15 protein-coding genes are annotated in these 17,646 nt (G+C 40.6%); 8 read left to right on the top strand and 7 right to left on the bottom strand.

Annotated elements, in window-relative coordinates; translation table 11 throughout:
• Nucleotides 1-111: 111 nt before the first annotated feature.
• The 3 genes from LXL81_RS24110 to LXL81_RS24100 form a co-directional block, all read right to left on the bottom strand.
• Nucleotides 112-1,521 (bottom strand): efflux RND transporter periplasmic adaptor subunit, encoded by a 1,410-nt coding sequence (locus tag LXL81_RS24110; RefSeq protein ID WP_234649688.1) that lies wholly within the window; start codon nucleotides 1,519-1,521, stop codon nucleotides 112-114.
• A gap of 106 nt (nucleotides 1,522-1,627) precedes the next feature.
• Nucleotides 1,628-3,124 carry a TolC family protein gene (locus LXL81_RS24105; protein ID WP_234649686.1) on the bottom strand — a complete coding sequence of 499 codons (1,497 nt, stop codon included), beginning with the start codon at nucleotides 3,122-3,124 and terminating at the stop codon, nucleotides 1,628-1,630.
• Nucleotides 3,125-3,235: 111 nt separating this feature from the next.
• Nucleotides 3,236-4,471 carry a nucleoside recognition domain-containing protein gene (locus tag LXL81_RS24100; protein ID WP_234649685.1) on the bottom strand — a complete coding sequence of 412 codons (1,236 nt, stop codon included), beginning with the start codon at nucleotides 4,469-4,471 and terminating at the stop codon, nucleotides 3,236-3,238.
• Between the two features lie 174 nt (nucleotides 4,472-4,645).
• On the opposite strand from LXL81_RS24100, the gene LXL81_RS24095 reads away from it, so the two are divergent.
• Nucleotides 4,646-5,656, top strand: coding sequence for a sterol desaturase family protein (locus LXL81_RS24095; RefSeq protein ID WP_234649683.1), 1,011 nt, complete (start codon nucleotides 4,646-4,648; stop codon nucleotides 5,654-5,656).
• 105 nt (nucleotides 5,657-5,761) lie between these two features.
• On the top strand, nucleotides 5,762-6,208 hold the full coding sequence (locus LXL81_RS24090) for a hypothetical protein (RefSeq protein ID WP_234649681.1): 447 nt from the start codon (nucleotides 5,762-5,764) through the stop codon (nucleotides 6,206-6,208).
• A gap of 109 nt (nucleotides 6,209-6,317) precedes the next feature.
• On the opposite strand, the gene LXL81_RS24085 is transcribed toward LXL81_RS24090, so the two are convergent.
• Entirely contained in the window at nucleotides 6,318-7,268 is a 951-nt protein-coding gene (locus tag LXL81_RS24085; RefSeq protein WP_234649679.1) for a sugar phosphate isomerase/epimerase, read from the bottom strand.
• A 7-nt stretch (nucleotides 7,269-7,275) separates the two neighbouring features.
• Nucleotides 7,276-8,544, bottom strand: coding sequence for a Gfo/Idh/MocA family protein (locus LXL81_RS24080; protein ID WP_409013967.1), 1,269 nt, complete (start codon nucleotides 8,542-8,544; stop codon nucleotides 7,276-7,278).
• Between the two features lie 278 nt (nucleotides 8,545-8,822).
• Here LXL81_RS24080 and LXL81_RS24075 point away from each other — a divergent pair, with 278 nt between their 5' ends.
• Complete coding sequence (locus LXL81_RS24075; protein WP_234649675.1) at nucleotides 8,823-10,460, top strand: Na+/H+ antiporter; 1,638 nt, start codon at nucleotides 8,823-8,825, stop codon at nucleotides 10,458-10,460.
• Between the two features lie 124 nt (nucleotides 10,461-10,584).
• Here the strand turns inward: LXL81_RS24075 and LXL81_RS24070 are convergent, their stop codons facing one another.
• Both LXL81_RS24070 and LXL81_RS24065 read right to left on the bottom strand, forming a co-directional pair.
• A complete protein-coding gene (locus LXL81_RS24070; RefSeq protein ID WP_234649672.1) occupies nucleotides 10,585-10,890 on the bottom strand; it encodes a phosphoribosylpyrophosphate synthetase in 306 nt (101 codons plus the stop codon).
• Between the two features lie 69 nt (nucleotides 10,891-10,959).
• Nucleotides 10,960-12,483 (bottom strand): S8 family serine peptidase, encoded by a 1,524-nt coding sequence (locus LXL81_RS24065; RefSeq protein WP_234649670.1) that lies wholly within the window; start codon nucleotides 12,481-12,483, stop codon nucleotides 10,960-10,962.
• Between the two features lie 178 nt (nucleotides 12,484-12,661).
• Here LXL81_RS24065 and LXL81_RS24060 point away from each other — a divergent pair, with 178 nt between their 5' ends.
• The 5 genes from LXL81_RS24060 (at nucleotide 12,662) to eboC (ending at nucleotide 17,625) form a co-directional block, all read left to right on the top strand.
• Nucleotides 12,662-13,951 carry an aminopeptidase P family protein gene (locus tag LXL81_RS24060; RefSeq protein ID WP_234649668.1) on the top strand — a complete coding sequence of 430 codons (1,290 nt, stop codon included), beginning with the start codon at nucleotides 12,662-12,664 and terminating at the stop codon, nucleotides 13,949-13,951.
• 81 nt (nucleotides 13,952-14,032) lie between these two features.
• Nucleotides 14,033-14,662 (top strand): MgtC/SapB family protein, encoded by a 630-nt coding sequence (locus LXL81_RS24055; protein WP_234649664.1) that lies wholly within the window; start codon nucleotides 14,033-14,035, stop codon nucleotides 14,660-14,662.
• 197 nt (nucleotides 14,663-14,859) lie between these two features.
• Nucleotides 14,860-15,744, top strand: coding sequence for an EboA domain-containing protein (locus LXL81_RS24050; protein ID WP_234649663.1), 885 nt, complete (start codon nucleotides 14,860-14,862; stop codon nucleotides 15,742-15,744).
• On the top strand, nucleotides 15,722-16,753 hold the full coding sequence (locus LXL81_RS24045) for a TatD family hydrolase (protein WP_234649662.1): 1,032 nt from the start codon (nucleotides 15,722-15,724) through the stop codon (nucleotides 16,751-16,753). The genes LXL81_RS24050 and LXL81_RS24045 overlap by 23 nt, the downstream gene beginning before the upstream one ends.
• Before the next feature lie 2 nt (nucleotides 16,754-16,755).
• Complete coding sequence (gene eboC / locus LXL81_RS24040) at nucleotides 16,756-17,625, top strand: UbiA-like protein EboC (RefSeq protein WP_234649661.1); 870 nt, start codon at nucleotides 16,756-16,758, stop codon at nucleotides 17,623-17,625.
• Nucleotides 17,626-17,646 lie beyond the last annotated feature (21 nt).

The raw sequence follows: 17,646 nt of genomic DNA, 5'->3' as shown, positions 1-17,646 counted from the left end.
TTACTGCTTTGGAATTAAAGATTAAATAAAAAATCCTTGCAGCAAAGCCGCAAGGATTTCTTTTTAACCTAAACTAAATCGAACTTATTACATATTTGTAACGCACACGTTCTAGTTTTCATTTGATTTTTTTTCATCTTTTTTCACTTCTTCTTTCTTTTTCTCAACTAAGTCGCCGGTTTTTAGTGTTTTAGACACAACGATATATGGTCCGGAGATTATCTGATCACCCTCTTTTAATCCTGATAAAATTTCAATATTTTCAAAATCACTGATACCGGTTTTTACTTCACGCATCTCGGCTTTTCCATTTACTGCCACAAAGACAACTTCTTTAATTGCCTCTTCTTTTTGTCCTTTTGGCTTTTCCGGCGCAGCTTCTGCTTCATCCGGATTCTTATTTTCGTCGACAGCTGGTTTGTTATTTCTTGTTGTTACAGATGCAATCGGGACAGAAATAACTCTATCTTTTCTGTTTGTTATAATTTCTACGGAAGCAGTCATACCCGGTTTAAAAGGATAAGATCTTTTATTTCGTGATGACATCAGGTCACTGAATGAAGTATTCAGGATTTTTACTTTAACCTCAAATTCGGTGACAGCATCTGTTGACGTACTGGCTGCGGATGTTGAGGTAGAGGATGCAAGTCCGGCGGCGGTATTTGCAATTTCTTTTACAATACCTTTAAACTTGCGTCCGGATGAGCTGTAAGCGTCTACGTCAATTTCGGCAGTATCGCCCAGGGTAACACGGACAATATCATTTTCGTTAACATTTACCCGTACTTCCATATTACTCAAATTGGCAATACGCATCATCTCCGTTCCGGCCATTTGTGAAGTTCCCACAACGCGTTCTCCCACTTCAACATTAAGCAAAGAGATAATCCCGCTAACCGGAGCGAAAATTGTTGTTTTACGTAAGTTTTCAGCAGCATCGCGAAGACTTGCTTCTGCACTTTTGATATTATAAAGCGCTGCTGAAACATTTGCTTTTGACGATTCAAGATCCTGTTTTGCAACATCATAATTAGAACTGAACTGTTCAAAATCCGAGGCAGAAATCACTTTATCATTAAACAATTTTTTGTTCCGTTCGTAAATTGTTTTTGTTTGGGACAATTTGGCTTCGGCCTGTAAAACCAGTGCTTTCGTTTGTTCGTGATTTGCCTTGCTGGAATTGACCGCAGCCTGAGCGCGGGCCATTAAGGATTCGTAATTATCCGGACGTATTTTTAGAAGAAGTTGTCCTTTCACAACTGAATCCCCTTCGGCAACATACAGGTTGGTAATCTCCCCGGACACATCCGGACTTAATTTTACCTCCACTTCGGGCTGAACTTTCCCGGAAGCACTCACACGCTCAATAATATCTGCGCGTTTTACCTTTGTAAATTCTACTTCGGTCGGTTTCGGTTGTCCGATATATCCGGCCTGTTTTGCTCCGAATAATCCGGCGACAAGAAGTACAACAATACCTCCTACAATCCACCATATTCGTTTTGAAGATTTACGCGCCATAATTCGTTTTTTGTTTACGGTTATTTATTTTTCAGGCCAGCAGGAATTCTGCTACGGTTAATGTTTTCTGATGATTTTGTCTTTCTGATAAGACTTGCATTGATTTTTAAAAATCAGACAATGGTCTGTTCATGTAAAAATCAAGGATTTTTGTGCGGAACACATAATCGTATTTTGTTTGGACAAGATTACCATTTGCGCGGTCAAGGTTGGCTTTGGCAATGTTGTATTCAACAGAATTTATCGCACCTACATCAAAACGAACCTGAGATACCCGGAAAGCTTCTGTAAGTGCCCTAACCTGATTTGCCGTTGCAGAATAACGTTTGGCGGCATTGTTCATATCAATATAAGCCTGTTCAACATTTTTACGAATGGTCAGCTGAACCTGCTGGGCCTGGAATTCGGTGGTTTGCTGTTGCAGTTTCGCGTTTGCAAGATTATATCGAACCTGAAAATTAGTAAAAATTGGAATTCTTAAACTTAAATTGACAGAAGAGTTTCTGTTGAAATTAAGCTGATCCAGATAACCGAAATGCTTTAATGTACCACCCGGCGTCGAAACCGTTTGTACAATAGGATATTGCTGGTCGTTGACAATGATGTAATCGCTTGAAGAAGTTACAACTTGCGACTTGCTCGGAGAGCCATCCGAAATAAATCTTTCTTTTGGGGCAACACTTGAAAATGTTGTATTGATTCCACCATTCAATGATAAGGTTGGCATTGCTGAGCCGCGGATAATTTCGATGTTCTTTTTGGCAGCTTCTGTACGCAATTCTGCCGCCTTCATTTGAGGTAAATTGCTCATAGCGCTTTCATATATCTGCTGGATGGTGGCGTCATAAGCTTTTAGATTTGGATCTGCGACTGGTATTTTTATCAGATTGATTTCGTCACTTCCCGGCATGTTCATTAATTGCTTCAAATTAAGTTTTGCCGTTTCAAGATTATTTTGCGCATTAACCAGCGTCAATTCGTCGTTGGCAAGCTGGGCTCTAAGATCCAAAAGATTGCTTTCGGCAAGCGTTCCGGCTTCTACAAGTTTTTTTGTACGGTCAACCTGCAAATTGGAAGCATCTACCTGGCGTTGGGCTACCCCGATCAATTCTTCGTTACTTATCACCTGTAAATAAGAAAGGGCAACATTCAGCATTATATCATTTCTGGCAGCGTCAAGATCTTTCTGACTTGCCTTAATATTGATTTCATTACGTTTAACAGTATTCTTCAATTGAAAACCACTAAACAAAATTACACTGGAACCTAACTGGAATTGGTTTTGGCTTATGTTTTGCTGAACAAACTGGTTGGTAAACGGGTCAATATTACGACCAGAGTTAAAACCCTGAGCGGCATTAAAACTCAAACTCGGCCAGCGCTGCCAGCGTGATTGTTCATGAATGTTGTTGTCGCGCTGAACCTGGATTTCAGACTGTTTGACCTGTGGATTTGTTTCCAGGGCAATCCGGATACAATCTTCCAGAGAATAGGTATTATCTGCTTTCTTGGGAATATTCGTTTGTCCGTAAACTGACTGAAACAATACAAGTCCACAAAGCATAAAGGCTAGGAATGCGGATTTAGGTAACGAATTCATCATATGTTATTCTGTGTTAGATATTCAATATTACATGATGCTACAAAAAACAACCATCCATTTAGTACGGACGGTTGCATATGTAGGTAAATGGGTATTTTACAATAAATTGACTTAGTGGAAAAATAAATATCCCAGCCAAATGCCGGCAATCACGCCTATTAAATCGGCAATCAGGCCAACTACGATGGCATACCGGGAGTTTTTAATACCGACAGATCCAAAGTAAAGTGCTACTATATATAGTGTTGTATCTGCTGATCCCTGAAAAATGCAACCCAAGCGGCCTACAAAGGAATCCGGGCCAAATTTTGTCATGCCTTCAATCATCAAAGCCCGGGCTCCGCTGCCGCTTAACGGTTTCATTAAAGCAACGGGCAAAGCATCAGTAAAATCACTATTAATACCGGAACTGATCACTATATACCGAAGTCCGTTTATCAGATAATCCATCGCACCGCAGGTACGAAATGCACTGATTGCAACCAGCATTCCGACCAGGTAGGGCATGATTTTGACAGATGTTTCAAAGCCTAGTTTTGCGCCGTCAATAAAAACTTCAAAAACATTTACTTTTTTGTAAAGTGCTCCCAGCAGAAAAGAAGTGATAAGAAAAAGCAGTACCGAGTTCCCAAAAACGACTGAGATTGTTTCAATTTGTTCTTTTGGTAAACCTGACAAATACCATAACAGCAGACCAAGCACTGCGGTTACGCCTCCCAGGCCAAGCACAACTGTTTTGTTAAAAAGATTGATTTTTTGCCAGGCAGCAGTGATTATTAAAGCAATAACCGTTGTGATATAAGTACCAATGACGCAGGGAATAAAAACATCGGAAGGATCTTTGGCACCCAGGATAGCCCGCTGGGCGATGATACTCAAAGGGATGATTTGAAGTCCGGAAGTATGCAGTACCAAAAACATGATCTGCGCATTGGAGGCGGTATCTTTGCTTGGATTTAAATCCTGTAAACTTTGCATGGCCTTTAAACCAAAAGGTGTTGCGGCATTATCCAGACCCAGCATATTGGCACCAAAATTCATAATCATCTGACCGTTTGCCGGGTGATTTTTAGGGATTTCAGGAAATAATTTGCTAAAAAAAGGTCCGATAATTCTTGCCAGAATATTGATTGCTCCGGCTTTTTCCCCAACATTTAAAATACCAAGAAAAAACGTCATAACACCCGCAAGAGGCAAGGCAATATCGATTACAGCTACTTTCGAGGCACTTAAAATTCCTTCTACAACAAGCTTTAAAGTTTCAGTATCGCCGAAAAGCAAAAATTTGGCAAAGGCAACAATAAAAGCTATTGTGAAAAAGGCAATGAAAATATAATTAAGGGCCATTTGTCGGAGTAAAAGTTGGTCGAAAGGGTTAAAATACGCTGGCTGGAAGGTATCCCAGGGTCTAAAATAATGTAAATTTCTGAGATTGTAATTCAGGCTTCTCATCTAATGGGTAAATCAAAGATGTTAAGTACTTTTATCTTTAAATGTATAGACATACCAACATTAGAAATTATGGAATTTCTGGAAACCATTTATAAAGAATTTACGGGCTTCTTCAACTATCACAATTTGCTGGAGATTATCAACACCGGAGATTACGGTGTCTTGCTTACTTGGAAAGGAATCCAGTCTGCTTTGGGCCCTTTTGTTCCTGTTTTACTTTTGATTGAAATAATCAGAAGTCTGTTTTACAGAAATTATACATTTTCACATTACAAGATCTCGCTCTTCACTTATGTATTAAACCGTTTTGTTTCCAGGTTTATATCCATTGCCATGGTGGCATTTTGTATCGGTTTATTTGAGCCCTATGCAATTTTTAAAACGGAACTGACCTGGTACTGGTTTGTTTACGGTTATGTGGTTTGGGAACTGGCACATTTCGTGTATCACTATTTAGGCCATAAGGTCAGGATTTTCTGGTGTCTTCATTCAACGCATCATGCCCCCGAATACATGAATATGTCGGTGACATATGCGCATTTTTTTCTGGAAGCGCCTTATGCGGATATTATCAGGACATCAATTTGTATTTTGCTGGGTGTGAATCCACCGTTGCTTTTTCTAATTATGTTTATTGATGGGACCTGGGGATCTTTTATTCACGTAGGAGAAAATGTTTTGAAAGATGGCCGGCTTGGCTTTTTAAACAAAATCATTCTGACGCCGTCACATCACCGTGTTCACCACGCCAAAAATCCACTTTACATGGATACCAATTTCTGTAACCTTTTAAATGTCTGGGACAGGGCTTTTGGTACTTTACAGGAAGAAAAAAGAGATCTGGATATTGAATATGGAATTTCAAGACCTATGAAAAAGGGTGATTTTCTGGATGCCTATTTTGGTGAAATTGTGGTATTGGTAAAAGATGTATACCATGCGCCAGGATTTAAAAATAAATTTTTATACGTTTTCATGCCACCGGGCTGGAGCCATACAGGAGATCATAAAACGGCTGATATCGTTAAAAGAGAATATCGGGAGCAGCATAAAAACGAATCCGAAATGGTCGTAAAATAAATTGGATGGTTACATAACGAAATATTCATCTAAGATCTGACATTTTTAAAAGTCGATTTCCTATCTTCCGCTTTTTTACGAACATAATAATTCGACTTTTAAAATATGAAAAAGTACTGTTATCTGTTTTTCCTGCTGGCACTGTTGGCTTGTAATAAAAAGAGCGAATCTGGTGAAAATAGCACCGCCGCTTCTGAAAAGATTTCTGATGTAAGAAAAGAAGTGAAACCAGAAGCTGTATCGAGTTATAGTGAAGCTGTGAAAGATAAAGACGGTCTTAATGACTGGAAGTTTGCAGTAAGTTTATATGAGACCGATCAAACCTTTAAGTATAAGATAAAAGTAAAATACAAAGAACTGGAAGCGGAAGATGATTTGATTGTTCCAAATCTGGGAATTGAACCTAAGGTAGAGGTTAAAAAAGGAACAGGGCCATTAACGTGTATTATTGGTTTTATGGATAAGGAAAACGTTTTCAAAGAATTTAAACGCGTGGAAGTAATCGGCGATGAATTGAAAATCCGCCAGACCAAAAGTTACAGCATGAGGTAGGGGCGACCCTTGTGGTCGCCCGGAAATTCCGATAAATTATAAAAGGGCAATTAAAGGGATTATCCCGGTAATTGCCCTTTTATAATTTATCAACAAGGATATAGAAGTTTTACGATGCAAAAATCTTATCCATAAAATCCTTTATTGTCTGTAACCTTTTCCGGTCGCCGCCGCTAACTTCCGCAGATGCCCAGCCGGAATAACCAACTTTTTGCAAAGCCTTATTAACCTCCGGCCAGTTACAGTCACCTTCGAAGAATTCAACATCAAAACCCTTCCAAAGACCCAGGTCATTTTGTTTTTTAAAACTGAATTCTTTCAAATCGATCTTTAAAATACGTTTATCCAACGCTTCAATCCAGGAAACCGGCCAGCTATAACGCAGCACATTTCCTACATCAAAATACCAGCCGATCATCGGATGTTTGAAATCGTCAACATATTTCGCAGCTTCCAAAGGACTTATCAGAAATTGATTCCAGACATTTTCCAGAGCGATTTTTACACCCGTTTTTTCAGCGATTGGTAACAATTTCGTAAGCTCAGCCCGCGAACGCTCGTATGCTTCTGAATAAGAAACTTCCGAATTCACAACACCCGGAACAACCAAAACCGTGGTCCCGCCATATTGTTTCGTATCCCATAAAGCCTGTTCAATCGATTTTACACATTCAGCACGTTTTTTTGGATCCGGATCTGACAAAGGTAACTTCCAGTGTTTTGAATTAACCGTTCCAGGAAGTTCAAGACCCGTTTTGTCCCTTGCAGCCAAAATTTCCTTCATATTCAGATCATTCGGAGAATCCAGCTCTACACCATCATACCCTATATCTTTCAGCATTTTAAATTTATCCATCACAGACAAATCTTCTTTCACCATACCCCATTTCAAGCTTTTCTTGATCATGGCTTTGGGAGGCAATATGGTGCTTGTTTGCCCTGGAAGAATAATATTGGATGGAGATGCAACGACGTCAGTCATTGTGCCTATTCCCATAACAGCGCCCGATGAAGCAGCCGTTGCAAAAGCAGTATTTTTGATAAATTCTCTTCTATCCATACTGGTATTAAGAGAAAGAAGTGATACCTGGTCTGGCAACTTCAACGACCGGAGGCTTCATATCAAAGCTGAAATCAGCCGAGCTTTGAGGTCCCAGTTTTTCTGTCGAATTCATTGCTTCTTCCCAGGTTACTCTTTTTCCTGTGTAAGCAGCCATTCTTCCCATGATAGCCAAAAGCGTGCTTTGCGCCATAAATTCACCATCGTTTAACGGTGTGCCTTTACGGATCGAAGCGAACAATTCGTCATGTTCAGTCTGGTACATATCATTTTGTTTCCCTTCATATTTCCATGGATTCTGGCCGTATATTTCATGAACATTACGGGCACAGTTTACCATCGCTCTTCCTTTTGTACCAATCGTTTCAACCAGATAACTGTTTTCGCAGTTTGCCTGTTGTCTTGAATGGTGGAAGCCTTTTACGCCGTTCTCATATTCGTAGGTTACGGCAAAATGGTCAAAAATATTACCAAAAAGCTCCTCAGTTCTCACCTGACGGCCACCCGTTCCGGTTGCTGAAATAGGTAATTTACCACCCATAGCCCACGACATCATATCAATACTATGAACAGCCTGTTCTACAATATGATCTCCTGCCAGCCAAGTGTAGTAAGTCCAGTTACGCAAAACATACTGCGCATCCGTCCAGCCTTGTACGCGCGGGAACGACCACAAAGTACCCGTATCATAAGTATTATAAATCGCTGAGATATCACCAACGGCACCATCAAGAATTCTTCCGAAACTGGCGCGTTTTGGCTCGTGGTATCTCCAGCAGAAACCCGACATCAAAGAAAGATTTTTTTGCTTTGCAAGCTTTGCAGCATCCAGAACCTTACGAACACCGGGCGCATCAACAGCAACCGGTTTTTCACAAAAAACGTGTTTGCCTGCGTTGATAGCCGCTGTTAAATGTTCAGGGCGGAAATGTGGAGGCGTGGCCAGAAGCACAACATCAACACCAGATTCCAGTACTTTTTTATAGGCATCAAAACCAATGAATTTATGTCCGTCATCAACCTTCACTTTTGAGCCATGTACTTTCGTCAGGTTTTCAAGTGAAGATTGTAATTTGTCAGGGAAAATATCACCCATTGCGTGTAATACAACATTCGGGTCAGCTTTCAGGGCCTGGTTAGCAGCTCCCGATCCTCTTCCTCCGCAACCAATCAATCCGATTTTAAGCGTATCAGCATTTGTTCCGGCAAAGACTTTATTTGGATTAAGAATCGTGATAGCAGGTAAAGCGCTGCCAGCCAGAGCCACGCCTGCCATTTTTAAAACATCTCTACGAGAAGTATTCATGTTAAATAAGGGATTAGGTTTTAAAATATTAGAACTTACAAAAAATCCAGGAGTTTGGCAACTCCGGATTCTATTATAGGCAAAGGTTTAAAGATAAATAAATCTCTTAGTTTTATTGCCAAATGAATATAAAATTCGTTGGGAAGTGCTGTTAAACTCCAGATAAGGCACAGGGGAAATGGTGACCTGATAACTTAAATTTCGTAAATTATACATTCCTTTGGCTTTGTGGAATATTAAAATTGAAAATGAAAACATCTGTCTGGCTCATGGCTCAGGATAATATTCAGGATAATCTGTTAATTGTTATATCTCTTCTGTTTGTTGTCTCCATGCTCACTATGCTGAGCGAAAAATTACGAATTTCTTATCCAATATTTCTGGTTATCGCCGGATTGCTTATCAGTTTCATTCCCGGGATTCCGCATATTTCCCTGGAACCGGACTGGGTTTTTCTGCTTTTTTTACCTCCGCTTTTATACTTCGCCGCCTGGAATACTTCATGGAAAGATTTCTGGCAATTTAAGCGTCCGATTGGACTTTTGGCTATTGGTCTTGTGGTGTTTACAGCGACTGCCGTGGCTTATATATCCGATGCAATGATCCCGGATTTTACTTTGGCTATGGGTTTTGTGCTGGGTGGGATTATTTCTCCCCCGGATGCGGTTGCAGCAACTTCTGTTTTGCAGGGTTTGAAAATTCCAAGGCGGGTTGTGACAATCCTGGAAGGAGAAAGTCTGGTAAATGATGCTTCTTCACTAATCGTATTTAGGGTGGCGTTGGGAACATTACTTACAGGGCAATTCGTTTTTTGGAAGGCCGGCGTTGACTTTTTCCTGGTTTCCATTATGGGTATTATTATCGGTCTTGCCATTGCCCATATCCTTTATCTGGTTCACAGGTTTTTCCCGACAAGTTCAAGTATTGATACTGCTTTGACGCTCATAGCCCCATATCTGATGTATATCTCTGCGGAGCATTTTCATTTTTCCGGCGTATTGGCAACGGTGAGCGGAGGTTTGTTTTTGAGTTACAGATCCAATGAAATTCTATCGTATAATTCCCGGATGCAATCGCAGTATGTCTGGGAAACTGTCGTATTTCTTTTAAATGGTATTGTATTTATTCTGATCGGATTACAGCTGCCGGATATTATTGAAGGATTAGGACAAAATTCAGTGATGGAATCGGTCACCTATGCCGTAGTGATAAGTATTGTTACCATCATCATTCGTTTGCTATGGGTTTTTCCAAGTACTTATTTGCCGCATTTGTTAAGTAAAAAAGTCAGGGAAAGTGAACCCAGGCCATCCTGGCAAACCGTATTTATCGTAGGTTGGAGCGGAATGCGCGGCGTTGTTTCGTTGGCTTCCGGTTTGGCAGTGCCACTTACTTTGACAAATAATACAACAGCATTTCCTCAACGTGACCTGATTCTTTTCATCACTTTTGTTGTCATACTTTTCACACTTGTATTGCAGGGATTAAGTCTGCCATATCTTATAAAGTGGTTGAATATTACCGATGATGGTGGAAATGAGGAAGAGCAGGAAATTGCAGTTCGTCTTCGCCTGGCATCGGCCAGCCTTGGTCACATGCAGTCATCCTATGGAGAGGAAGTACAAATGATTGATGCCTTCAGCAGATTGAAAGAACGATATGAACGAATGATTGACAATGCAAATAATCGTCTGGTTGAGAAAGAAACGAAAGGTGCGAATGCTGATTTTCTTCCCAAATACAGAAATATGCTGGTTGAGATTGTCTCAATCAAGCGTGATGAATTGCAAAAACTGAGAAGAGAAAGAATATATTCTGACGAAATACTAAAAGCCCGGGAAAGGGAACTGGACTTTGAAGAAGCCCGTCTGAGAGATTCACCGTGAAAATAAAAAAACTCCTTCAATACAAATTCGAGGGAGTTTTTTATAAATTTTTTATCTTAAAATATTTTATCAGCAAATATCTTGCTTTTTGCCGCCCGGCAGCTAGCCGCTAACGCCTAAAACCTCACTTCGTAAAAGAAAATTTCTTCATCATTTCATCCACCAGGGGATCGCTATATATCCCATAAGCACTTACCAGTACGCCTTTCAAATTATACTTTTCAGAAGATATGGCATAAACAATTGATTCGTCCGAAGGATCAGTTTCGCCTTCAAAACGGAAAAATTTATCTATTTCAAATTCATGATGCAGGATTTGAAATTTGCCGTTACTACTTTCGAGATAATTTTGTTTAAGATTGAATTCTTCGGAATATCCTGCTTTTTCCAATCCTTCAATGGCTTCAACCAGCGTATTATAAGATTCCATAATTGACAATTTGAGGATTTAGTATTTTGTTTTGAAAACTCAATGTACAAATTATCAACTAATTTATATTCAGTTCCACTGCACTTCCACGGCGTAATCTTTCAGATCAATTGTTGTGAAATGCTCACCATTCTGGCGTTTCAGTGATATTTTTCCGTTCTGCACTTTTGCGGTTTGCTGAGAGATCACATCCTTATTGTTTTTCTTTCTGTAAATGGCAACCAGATTTTCGTCTGTCGTTACATCCACTTCACAATTTCTGCCCGTTGCCGTAACCAGTTTGGAATGATTTGGTAAATAAGGCGCTCTTGCCAATGCCAGAGCACGCGATGCAAGCGGCACACCATAACCTACATAATTATTGCCGTAAGGATATAAATGAGCCGATTTTTCAATAAGTTCTATAACTTCTTTGTTTGAAAGTTTTGGATTAACCTGCATCATACAGGCAGCAAAACCGGTAATAACAGGAGCAGAAAGTGAAGTTCCATACAAAGAGAAACAGGATACATTCGGTTTGACATAATTCAAAAATTCCGGGCCGACGCTGCTATACCCGATCCGGTTCCAAAGTTTTGCATTCGTTGCACCAATGGATAAAACACCTCTTGCATCTGCCGGAGCAGAAATAATTCCCCAGCTTTTATCTTCTCCTTCATTTCCCGCAGAAACCACGATCATAATACCTTTTCTATCCGCCGCAATTTGTGCTGCACGCGTGATAGCACTCGTTTTACCATCCATTTGGGAGGGCTTGTAATTTTCTGACGGATCAGAAAATCCTTTGGCATAACCCAGCGAAGTGTTGATCAAACGAACCCCCAGGCTATCCATCCATTCCATCGCAGCAATCCAGTTATCTTCCTCACCGCGCCATTCACGCAAAGAGTAATCAGTGCGGGCCAGATAAAATTTCGAGTTCAAAGCCAAACCATATTGCATTTGATCCTGGTTGTCGATGCCCGATATCGCCGTCAAAACTTCTGTTCCGTGCATATCTGAAAAAGATTCAGCGGTACTGAAAAGCAACTCGCCGGATCTTCCTGGTTTTACATAATCATGAATCCCCAGAATTCTTTTATTTGAAAAAATATGCTTTAACGAAAGCGACGAATCGGCTCCGTAAAATCCGGCATCAATAACGCCTATGGTAACATCTTTTCCATTAATTCCAGCTTTTTGAAAAGCATTGGCCTGAACCTGCGACATAACCTGGGCCATTTGAGCACGCTCAACCGGTTTAGTTTGAGCAATGTAAAAACCGGACGTCATCGGAACTACTTCTTTCACGAAACCTAATTCCCGAACTTCCTGAGCCTGTGCCGAAGTAAGTACCGCAGAAACTGCATTCAGCCATTTGGAACGGTTGGCAATTTTAACCGAAATATCTTGCAGCTGCTTTTGATAATCTGCGCGAACCGGCAAATCTGTATCGTCAATGCCAAGGTTAAATTTTTGGCGCGTTTCCAACGTAAGTTGAGAAACAGCAGGGGAATTGTCTAAATTTTTATCTTTCAGATATATCCAGTACTTCGGCTGTGCAGATAGTAATGCCGGGACACACAAAAGTGCCAGTAGGAAAATTCGCTTCATTGATTGTTTAAAAGTTGTTAGGTTGCCTGCGTACTAATCTTATTCCAAGATAACAGGTAATTTTGAATTTCTTCATGAATGACCGCTCTCATGGATTACTTTGACTTTTCTTTTATATTATTTAAGAAGGAAAACGTAATTTTACGAATTAAATTACCAGTTACAAAAATTAAAGCTTATGCGTTATTCCGCCATTGATAAAAACCTGTTTATAGAAAATCGGCGCAGACTTTCCAGTTTGTTAAAGGCAAAATCATTGGCCATCCTTAATTCCAATGACATTATGCCTACGAACGCAGACGGTTCCATGGGTTTTCGCCAAAATACGGATCTTTTCTATCTGACGGGTGTAGATCAGGAGGAAACGGTTTTGCTGGTTTTTCCGGGGCATCCGGATGAAAAGTTCAGAGAAGTTTTGTTTGTGCGTGAAACAAATGAACTGATCGCCGTTTGGGAAGGTGAAAAATTGTCGAAGGAACAGGCGCGGGAAGTATCAGGAATCCAGACGATTTACTGGACACATCAATATGAAACCGTTTTCAGAAATATCGTTTACGAAGCTGAAAACGTGTATCTCAATTCAAACGAACACACAAGAAACGATTCTCCGGTCATAACCCGTGATGTACGTTTCATAACAGAATTTAAGGAAAAATATCCTTTGCATCAGTTACTGAGATTAGCTCCGGTGATGCACCAGCTTCGCGCGATCAAACAGCCGCAGGAAATTGCTTTGATGCAAAAAGCCTGTGATATTACAAAACTTGGTTTTGAGCGATTGTTGAAATTTGTAAAACCCGGCGTTGAGGAATTTGAGATTGAAGCAGAATTGCTTCATGAATTTATCCGAAACCGTTCAAAAGGTTTTGCCTATCAGCCCATCATCGCTTCTGGTGCAAATGCCTGTGTTTTGCATTATGTTCAAAATGACAAAACTTGTAAGGACGGTGATGTGATTTTATTGGATGTCGCAGCGGAATACGCAAATTACGGCTCTGATTTGTCGAGGAGTATACCTGTAAATGGCCGTTTTACAAAACGTCAGCGTGATGTGTATGATGCAGTTTTACGTGTTTTCAAAGCGTCAAGAAATATGCTTGTTACAGGCGGACTTTGGGACGAATATCATGTGGAAGTCGGCAAAATTATGGAAAGCGAATTACTTGGTTTGGGATTGATCACCAAACATGATATTGAAAAACAGGATCCGGACTGGCCAGCATATAAGAAATATTTCCCGCACGGAAACTCACATTTTCTTGGACTTGATATTCATGATGTAGGAAATAAATACCGCCGTTTTGAACCTGGAATGGTCTTCACCTGCGAACCCGGGATTTACATCAAAGAAGAAGGTTTAGGAATTAGACTTGAAAATAATATCTTGATCACCGCCGATGGAAATATTGATTTGATGGGACATATTCCTATCGAAGCAGAGGAAATTGAAGAAATCATGAATTCCTGAAAATTATAAAATTTGACTGAAAAGCCGGGAGATTTTATAATTTTCCGGCTTTTCAGTCAAATAAACGAATGAACTGATTCCATGGAGTTTTATACCGAAGACCTTTATAAGCTGCTTTTTTCTTTTTTTCTGGGTGCGATCATCGGTGCCGAGAGAGAATACCGGAGCAAGTCTGCCGGATTACGGACTCTGATTTTAATTGCTGTTGGTTCAACGCTTTTTACCCTGGTATCCATCCGGATCAGCGGTGATGCCGGCCGGGTTGCCGCCAACATTGTCACAGGGATCGGTTTTATCGGTGCGGGAATTATTTTCCGTGAAAACAACCGGGTTGTCGGTATCACCACAGCAGCCATTGTTTGGGTGACAGCTGCATTGGGTATGGCCATCGGTGCCGGGTTTTATGTGATTGCGCTATATGCTTTTCTTGTTTCGGGGATGTGCCTGGTTATTTTATCACCAATCCAGAAGTGGATCAGAAACAAAAACCAGATCAGGAGTTATCGTTTGATGAGCATTTATCACAAGAAAACGCTTAAAGATTATGAGGAGCTTTTTAAACTTTATGGTCTGACCATTCTTGGTGCGGAACAGAATAGATCGGGGAATCATATTACAGGAAACTGGTTACTGCAAGGCTCGAACGTGACGCACGAAAAACTGACAGAATATCTTTTAAATGATACCGACATTATAGAATTTGACTTTTAGTAAACTCCGGTTATTTTTTGGTATTAATTTTTGCTTAGATTTTACGATTTGACTCAGAAAATGAGACACATGTACAAATAAAAACGTTATCATTAAACCAGTATAAAAAAAATGGTGTTTGAAAAAATACCGGTACCCATAACCCATTTCTTAAACAGTTGAAGACAACTTGTCTGAACTGACTTTTTAATTAAATTATGTCACACCTCATAAATAAAACGCTCTGGGAAATCATCAGCCAGAATACTTCTGATACCGAGTCAGATTGGTTGACTGAAAAGGGAAATGCCTCACCCATTGAGTTAATGACCGCATTTGTTTCTTCTCCCCGTTTTTTGTCAAAAAAAATAGTCAATGTTGAGATAGAGGAAGAAAAAGCACTTGATGATATTGTTCCCGGTTTTTCAGTTAATGGATGGAGCCTGGTCCGTTTGTCGCGCGTTTGGTTATTAACACAACTGGACGAAACGGAAAAAGAGTCTTTTATCAAAAATATTGAAACACTTTTTGATACAGCAGAAATGAATGAACTGGTGGCGCTTTATTCCGCTCTTCCGGTTTTGGCATATCCTGAACAATGGCTTTTCAGAGCAACGGATGCAGTTCGTTCCAATATGGGTTTTGTATTTGACGCCATTGCGTTACACAATCCGTATCCTGCCAAATATTTTAGTGAACTTGCCTGGAACCAGCTTGTTTTAAAAACGATTTTCAATGACAAACCAGTCCATTTTATAACTGGTCTGGAAGAAAGAGAAAATGCAAATCTGGCACTTATCCTTTCAGATTTTGCACATGAGCGCTGGGCAGCCGGTCGCTCAGTGGCGCCTAACGTATGGCGTCTGGTGAGTAAATTCATGAATGAGGCACTTTTATCTGACATGAGGCACTTATTTGAATCAGGTCAAACGCCAAATCAGGAAGCTGCTGCGCTGGCCTGTTATGATGCTGATTTTGCGCCTGCCAAAGTTTTATTATCTCAATATTCCGAATACGAAAAATCGATTTCAGAAGGGGCTTTAACCTGGTCCAATCTTGAATTTACTGACTTAAATACCTATGTGCCAACATTGCAAAGATAGTAGCGCGCCCAATCCATCGCATTTCGAGGAAGGCGACGGGCTGGCAAATTCTCCTGCTCACATTGATATGGCATGGAGTGAATATAACGAACTGATTAAAGGAATGCGGTTTTTTGATCCGCATATCCATATGGTTTCCCGGACCACGGATGATTACCAGGCCATGCGTCAGGCGGGAATTGTCGCATTGATAGAGCCTTCTTTCTGGGTTGGACAGCCACGTACAGGACTTTCAAGTTTTAAAGATTATTACAGCAGCCTGGTAGGATGGGAGCGTTTCCGTTCTTCACAATTTGGTATTAAACATTATTGCACGATGGGACTAAATTCCCGGGAGGCAAACAATGAGCCGCTTGCGGAACAGGTAATGGAAATCCTGCCTTTATATATTTATAAAGAAGGTGTTGTCGGTATTGGAGAAATCGGTTTTGATGACCAGACTCCGGCTGAAGAAAAGTATTTCCGTTTGCAGCTGGAACTGGCAAAAGAAGCAAAACTTCCTGTGCAGATCCATACGCCGCACCGTGATAAAAAACGTGGAACGGAACGTAGTATGGCGATTTCTCTGGAACATGGACTGGATCCTTCCTGGGTAATCATTGACCATAACAATGAGGAAACAGTTAAAAGTGTTCTGGATCAGGGCTTTTACGCCGCATTTACGATTTATCCTTTTACCAAAATGGGTAATGAAAGAATGGTAAAAGTTGTGGAACAATATGGACCCGAACGCATTATGGTTAACTCCGCTGCCGACTGGGGAATTTCAGATCCGTTGGCAATTCCCAAAACGGCTGCATTAATGAAAATGCGCGGTATTTCTGATGAAACAATTCGTATGGTAACCTACCAAAATGCCATTGACGCATTTGGTAAAAGCGGACAAATTGATGTTTCTGATTTTGAAGGCGGACTTTCAGTTGAAAAAACAGAGAAGTTTCATGGAAATTCTATTTTGCGCGGCGGACAGCAGCCAGACGTTTCAAAAGATTCATTAGTAATCCAATAATTGTGGCCGAATTAAAACCTTATTTACAATTAACAAGGCCAGCGAACCTGGTAACGGCCGTAGCGGATATTCTGGCAGGGATGGCAATCGCACAATTTACATTTTCAAGTTTTGATCCGGCCTTGTTGGTCGTTTCCACTCTTGGACTTTACGGCGGCGGTGTCGTGATGAACGATGTTTTTGATGCAAAACTGGATTCTATTGAACGGCCTGAACGTCCGATTCCAAGTGGAAAAGTGACCTTGAAGGTAGCAACCATGCTCGGTATGACGCTGCTTTTTGGAGGTGTTTTAGCCGCCGCGTTGTTCAGTTTTCAAAGCGGAATGATTGCTGTTGTGGTAGCTGCCTTAACCGTTTTATACAACCGCTTCGCCAAACATCATGTTTTCTTTGGACCGCTTACTATGGGTATGTGTCGTGGAGGAAATTTATTACTGGGCATGAGCGTCTTGCCGGAATCTTTTCAGCAGTGGGGTTTTGTAGCACTTTTGCCAATCGCCTATATCGGAGCCATCACACTGATAAGTCAGGATGAGGTACATGGAGGAAAAAAGCGGACACTTTATATTGCAGTTTTTCTTTATATGGTCGTTCTGGCGGCACAATTATTGATTGCAGACAGGCAGGGAAATGTGCTTTTTGCACTGCCGTTCGTTCTTTTACATGCCTGGTTAATTGGCCGGCCGTTGTATAACGCAATTCAAAATCCGATTGGACCATTAATTGGTAAGGCGGTTAAAGCAGGTGTTTTATCACTGATTGTAATGAATGCTTCCTGGTGTATGGCCTTTGGGTTATGGCCGGTTGCTTTGGCCGTTTTAGCTTTATTACCATTATCAATACTTTTAGCCCGCGTTTTCGCGGTAACATAAAATAATAGAATGCAGGGAAAA

The organism is Dyadobacter sp. CY356 (assembly GCF_021440195.1).
Lineage (GTDB): Bacteria > Bacteroidota > Bacteroidia > Cytophagales > Spirosomataceae > Dyadobacter.
Note: the sequence above shows the minus strand (reverse complement) of the source record. Positions and strands in the feature narration are given on the sequence as shown.

Excerpts from the sequence above, each read along its gene's own strand:
- LXL81_RS24090 (WP_234649681.1), top strand. The coding sequence starts at position 5,762 with ATGAAAAAGTACTGTTATCTGTTTTTCCTGCTGGCACTGTTGGCTTGT.
- LXL81_RS24100 (WP_234649685.1), bottom strand. The coding sequence starts at position 4,471 with ATGGCCCTTAATTATATTTTCATTGCCTTTTTCACAATAGCTTTTATT.
- LXL81_RS24105 (WP_234649686.1), bottom strand. The coding sequence starts at position 3,124 with ATGATGAATTCGTTACCTAAATCCGCATTCCTAGCCTTTATGCTTTGT.
- LXL81_RS24110 (WP_234649688.1), bottom strand. The coding sequence starts at position 1,521 with ATGGCGCGTAAATCTTCAAAACGAATATGGTGGATTGTAGGAGGTATT.
- LXL81_RS24075 (WP_234649675.1), top strand. The coding sequence starts at position 8,823 with ATGAAAACATCTGTCTGGCTCATGGCTCAGGATAATATTCAGGATAAT.
- LXL81_RS24085 (WP_234649679.1), bottom strand. The coding sequence starts at position 7,268 with ATGGATAGAAGAGAATTTATCAAAAATACTGCTTTTGCAACGGCTGCT.
- LXL81_RS24060 (WP_234649668.1), top strand. The coding sequence starts at position 12,662 with ATGCGTTATTCCGCCATTGATAAAAACCTGTTTATAGAAAATCGGCGC.
- LXL81_RS24055 (WP_234649664.1), top strand. The coding sequence starts at position 14,033 with ATGGAGTTTTATACCGAAGACCTTTATAAGCTGCTTTTTTCTTTTTTT.
- LXL81_RS24050 (WP_234649663.1), top strand. The coding sequence starts at position 14,860 with ATGTCACACCTCATAAATAAAACGCTCTGGGAAATCATCAGCCAGAAT.
- LXL81_RS24080 (WP_409013967.1), bottom strand. The coding sequence starts at position 8,544 with ATGGCAGGCGTGGCTCTGGCTGGCAGCGCTTTACCTGCTATCACGATT.
- LXL81_RS24045 (WP_234649662.1), top strand. The coding sequence starts at position 15,722 with ATGTGCCAACATTGCAAAGATAGTAGCGCGCCCAATCCATCGCATTTC.
- LXL81_RS24070 (WP_234649672.1), bottom strand. The coding sequence starts at position 10,890 with ATGGAATCTTATAATACGCTGGTTGAAGCCATTGAAGGATTGGAAAAA.
- LXL81_RS24065 (WP_234649670.1), bottom strand. The coding sequence starts at position 12,483 with ATGAAGCGAATTTTCCTACTGGCACTTTTGTGTGTCCCGGCATTACTA.
- LXL81_RS24095 (WP_234649683.1), top strand. The coding sequence starts at position 4,646 with ATGGAATTTCTGGAAACCATTTATAAAGAATTTACGGGCTTCTTCAAC.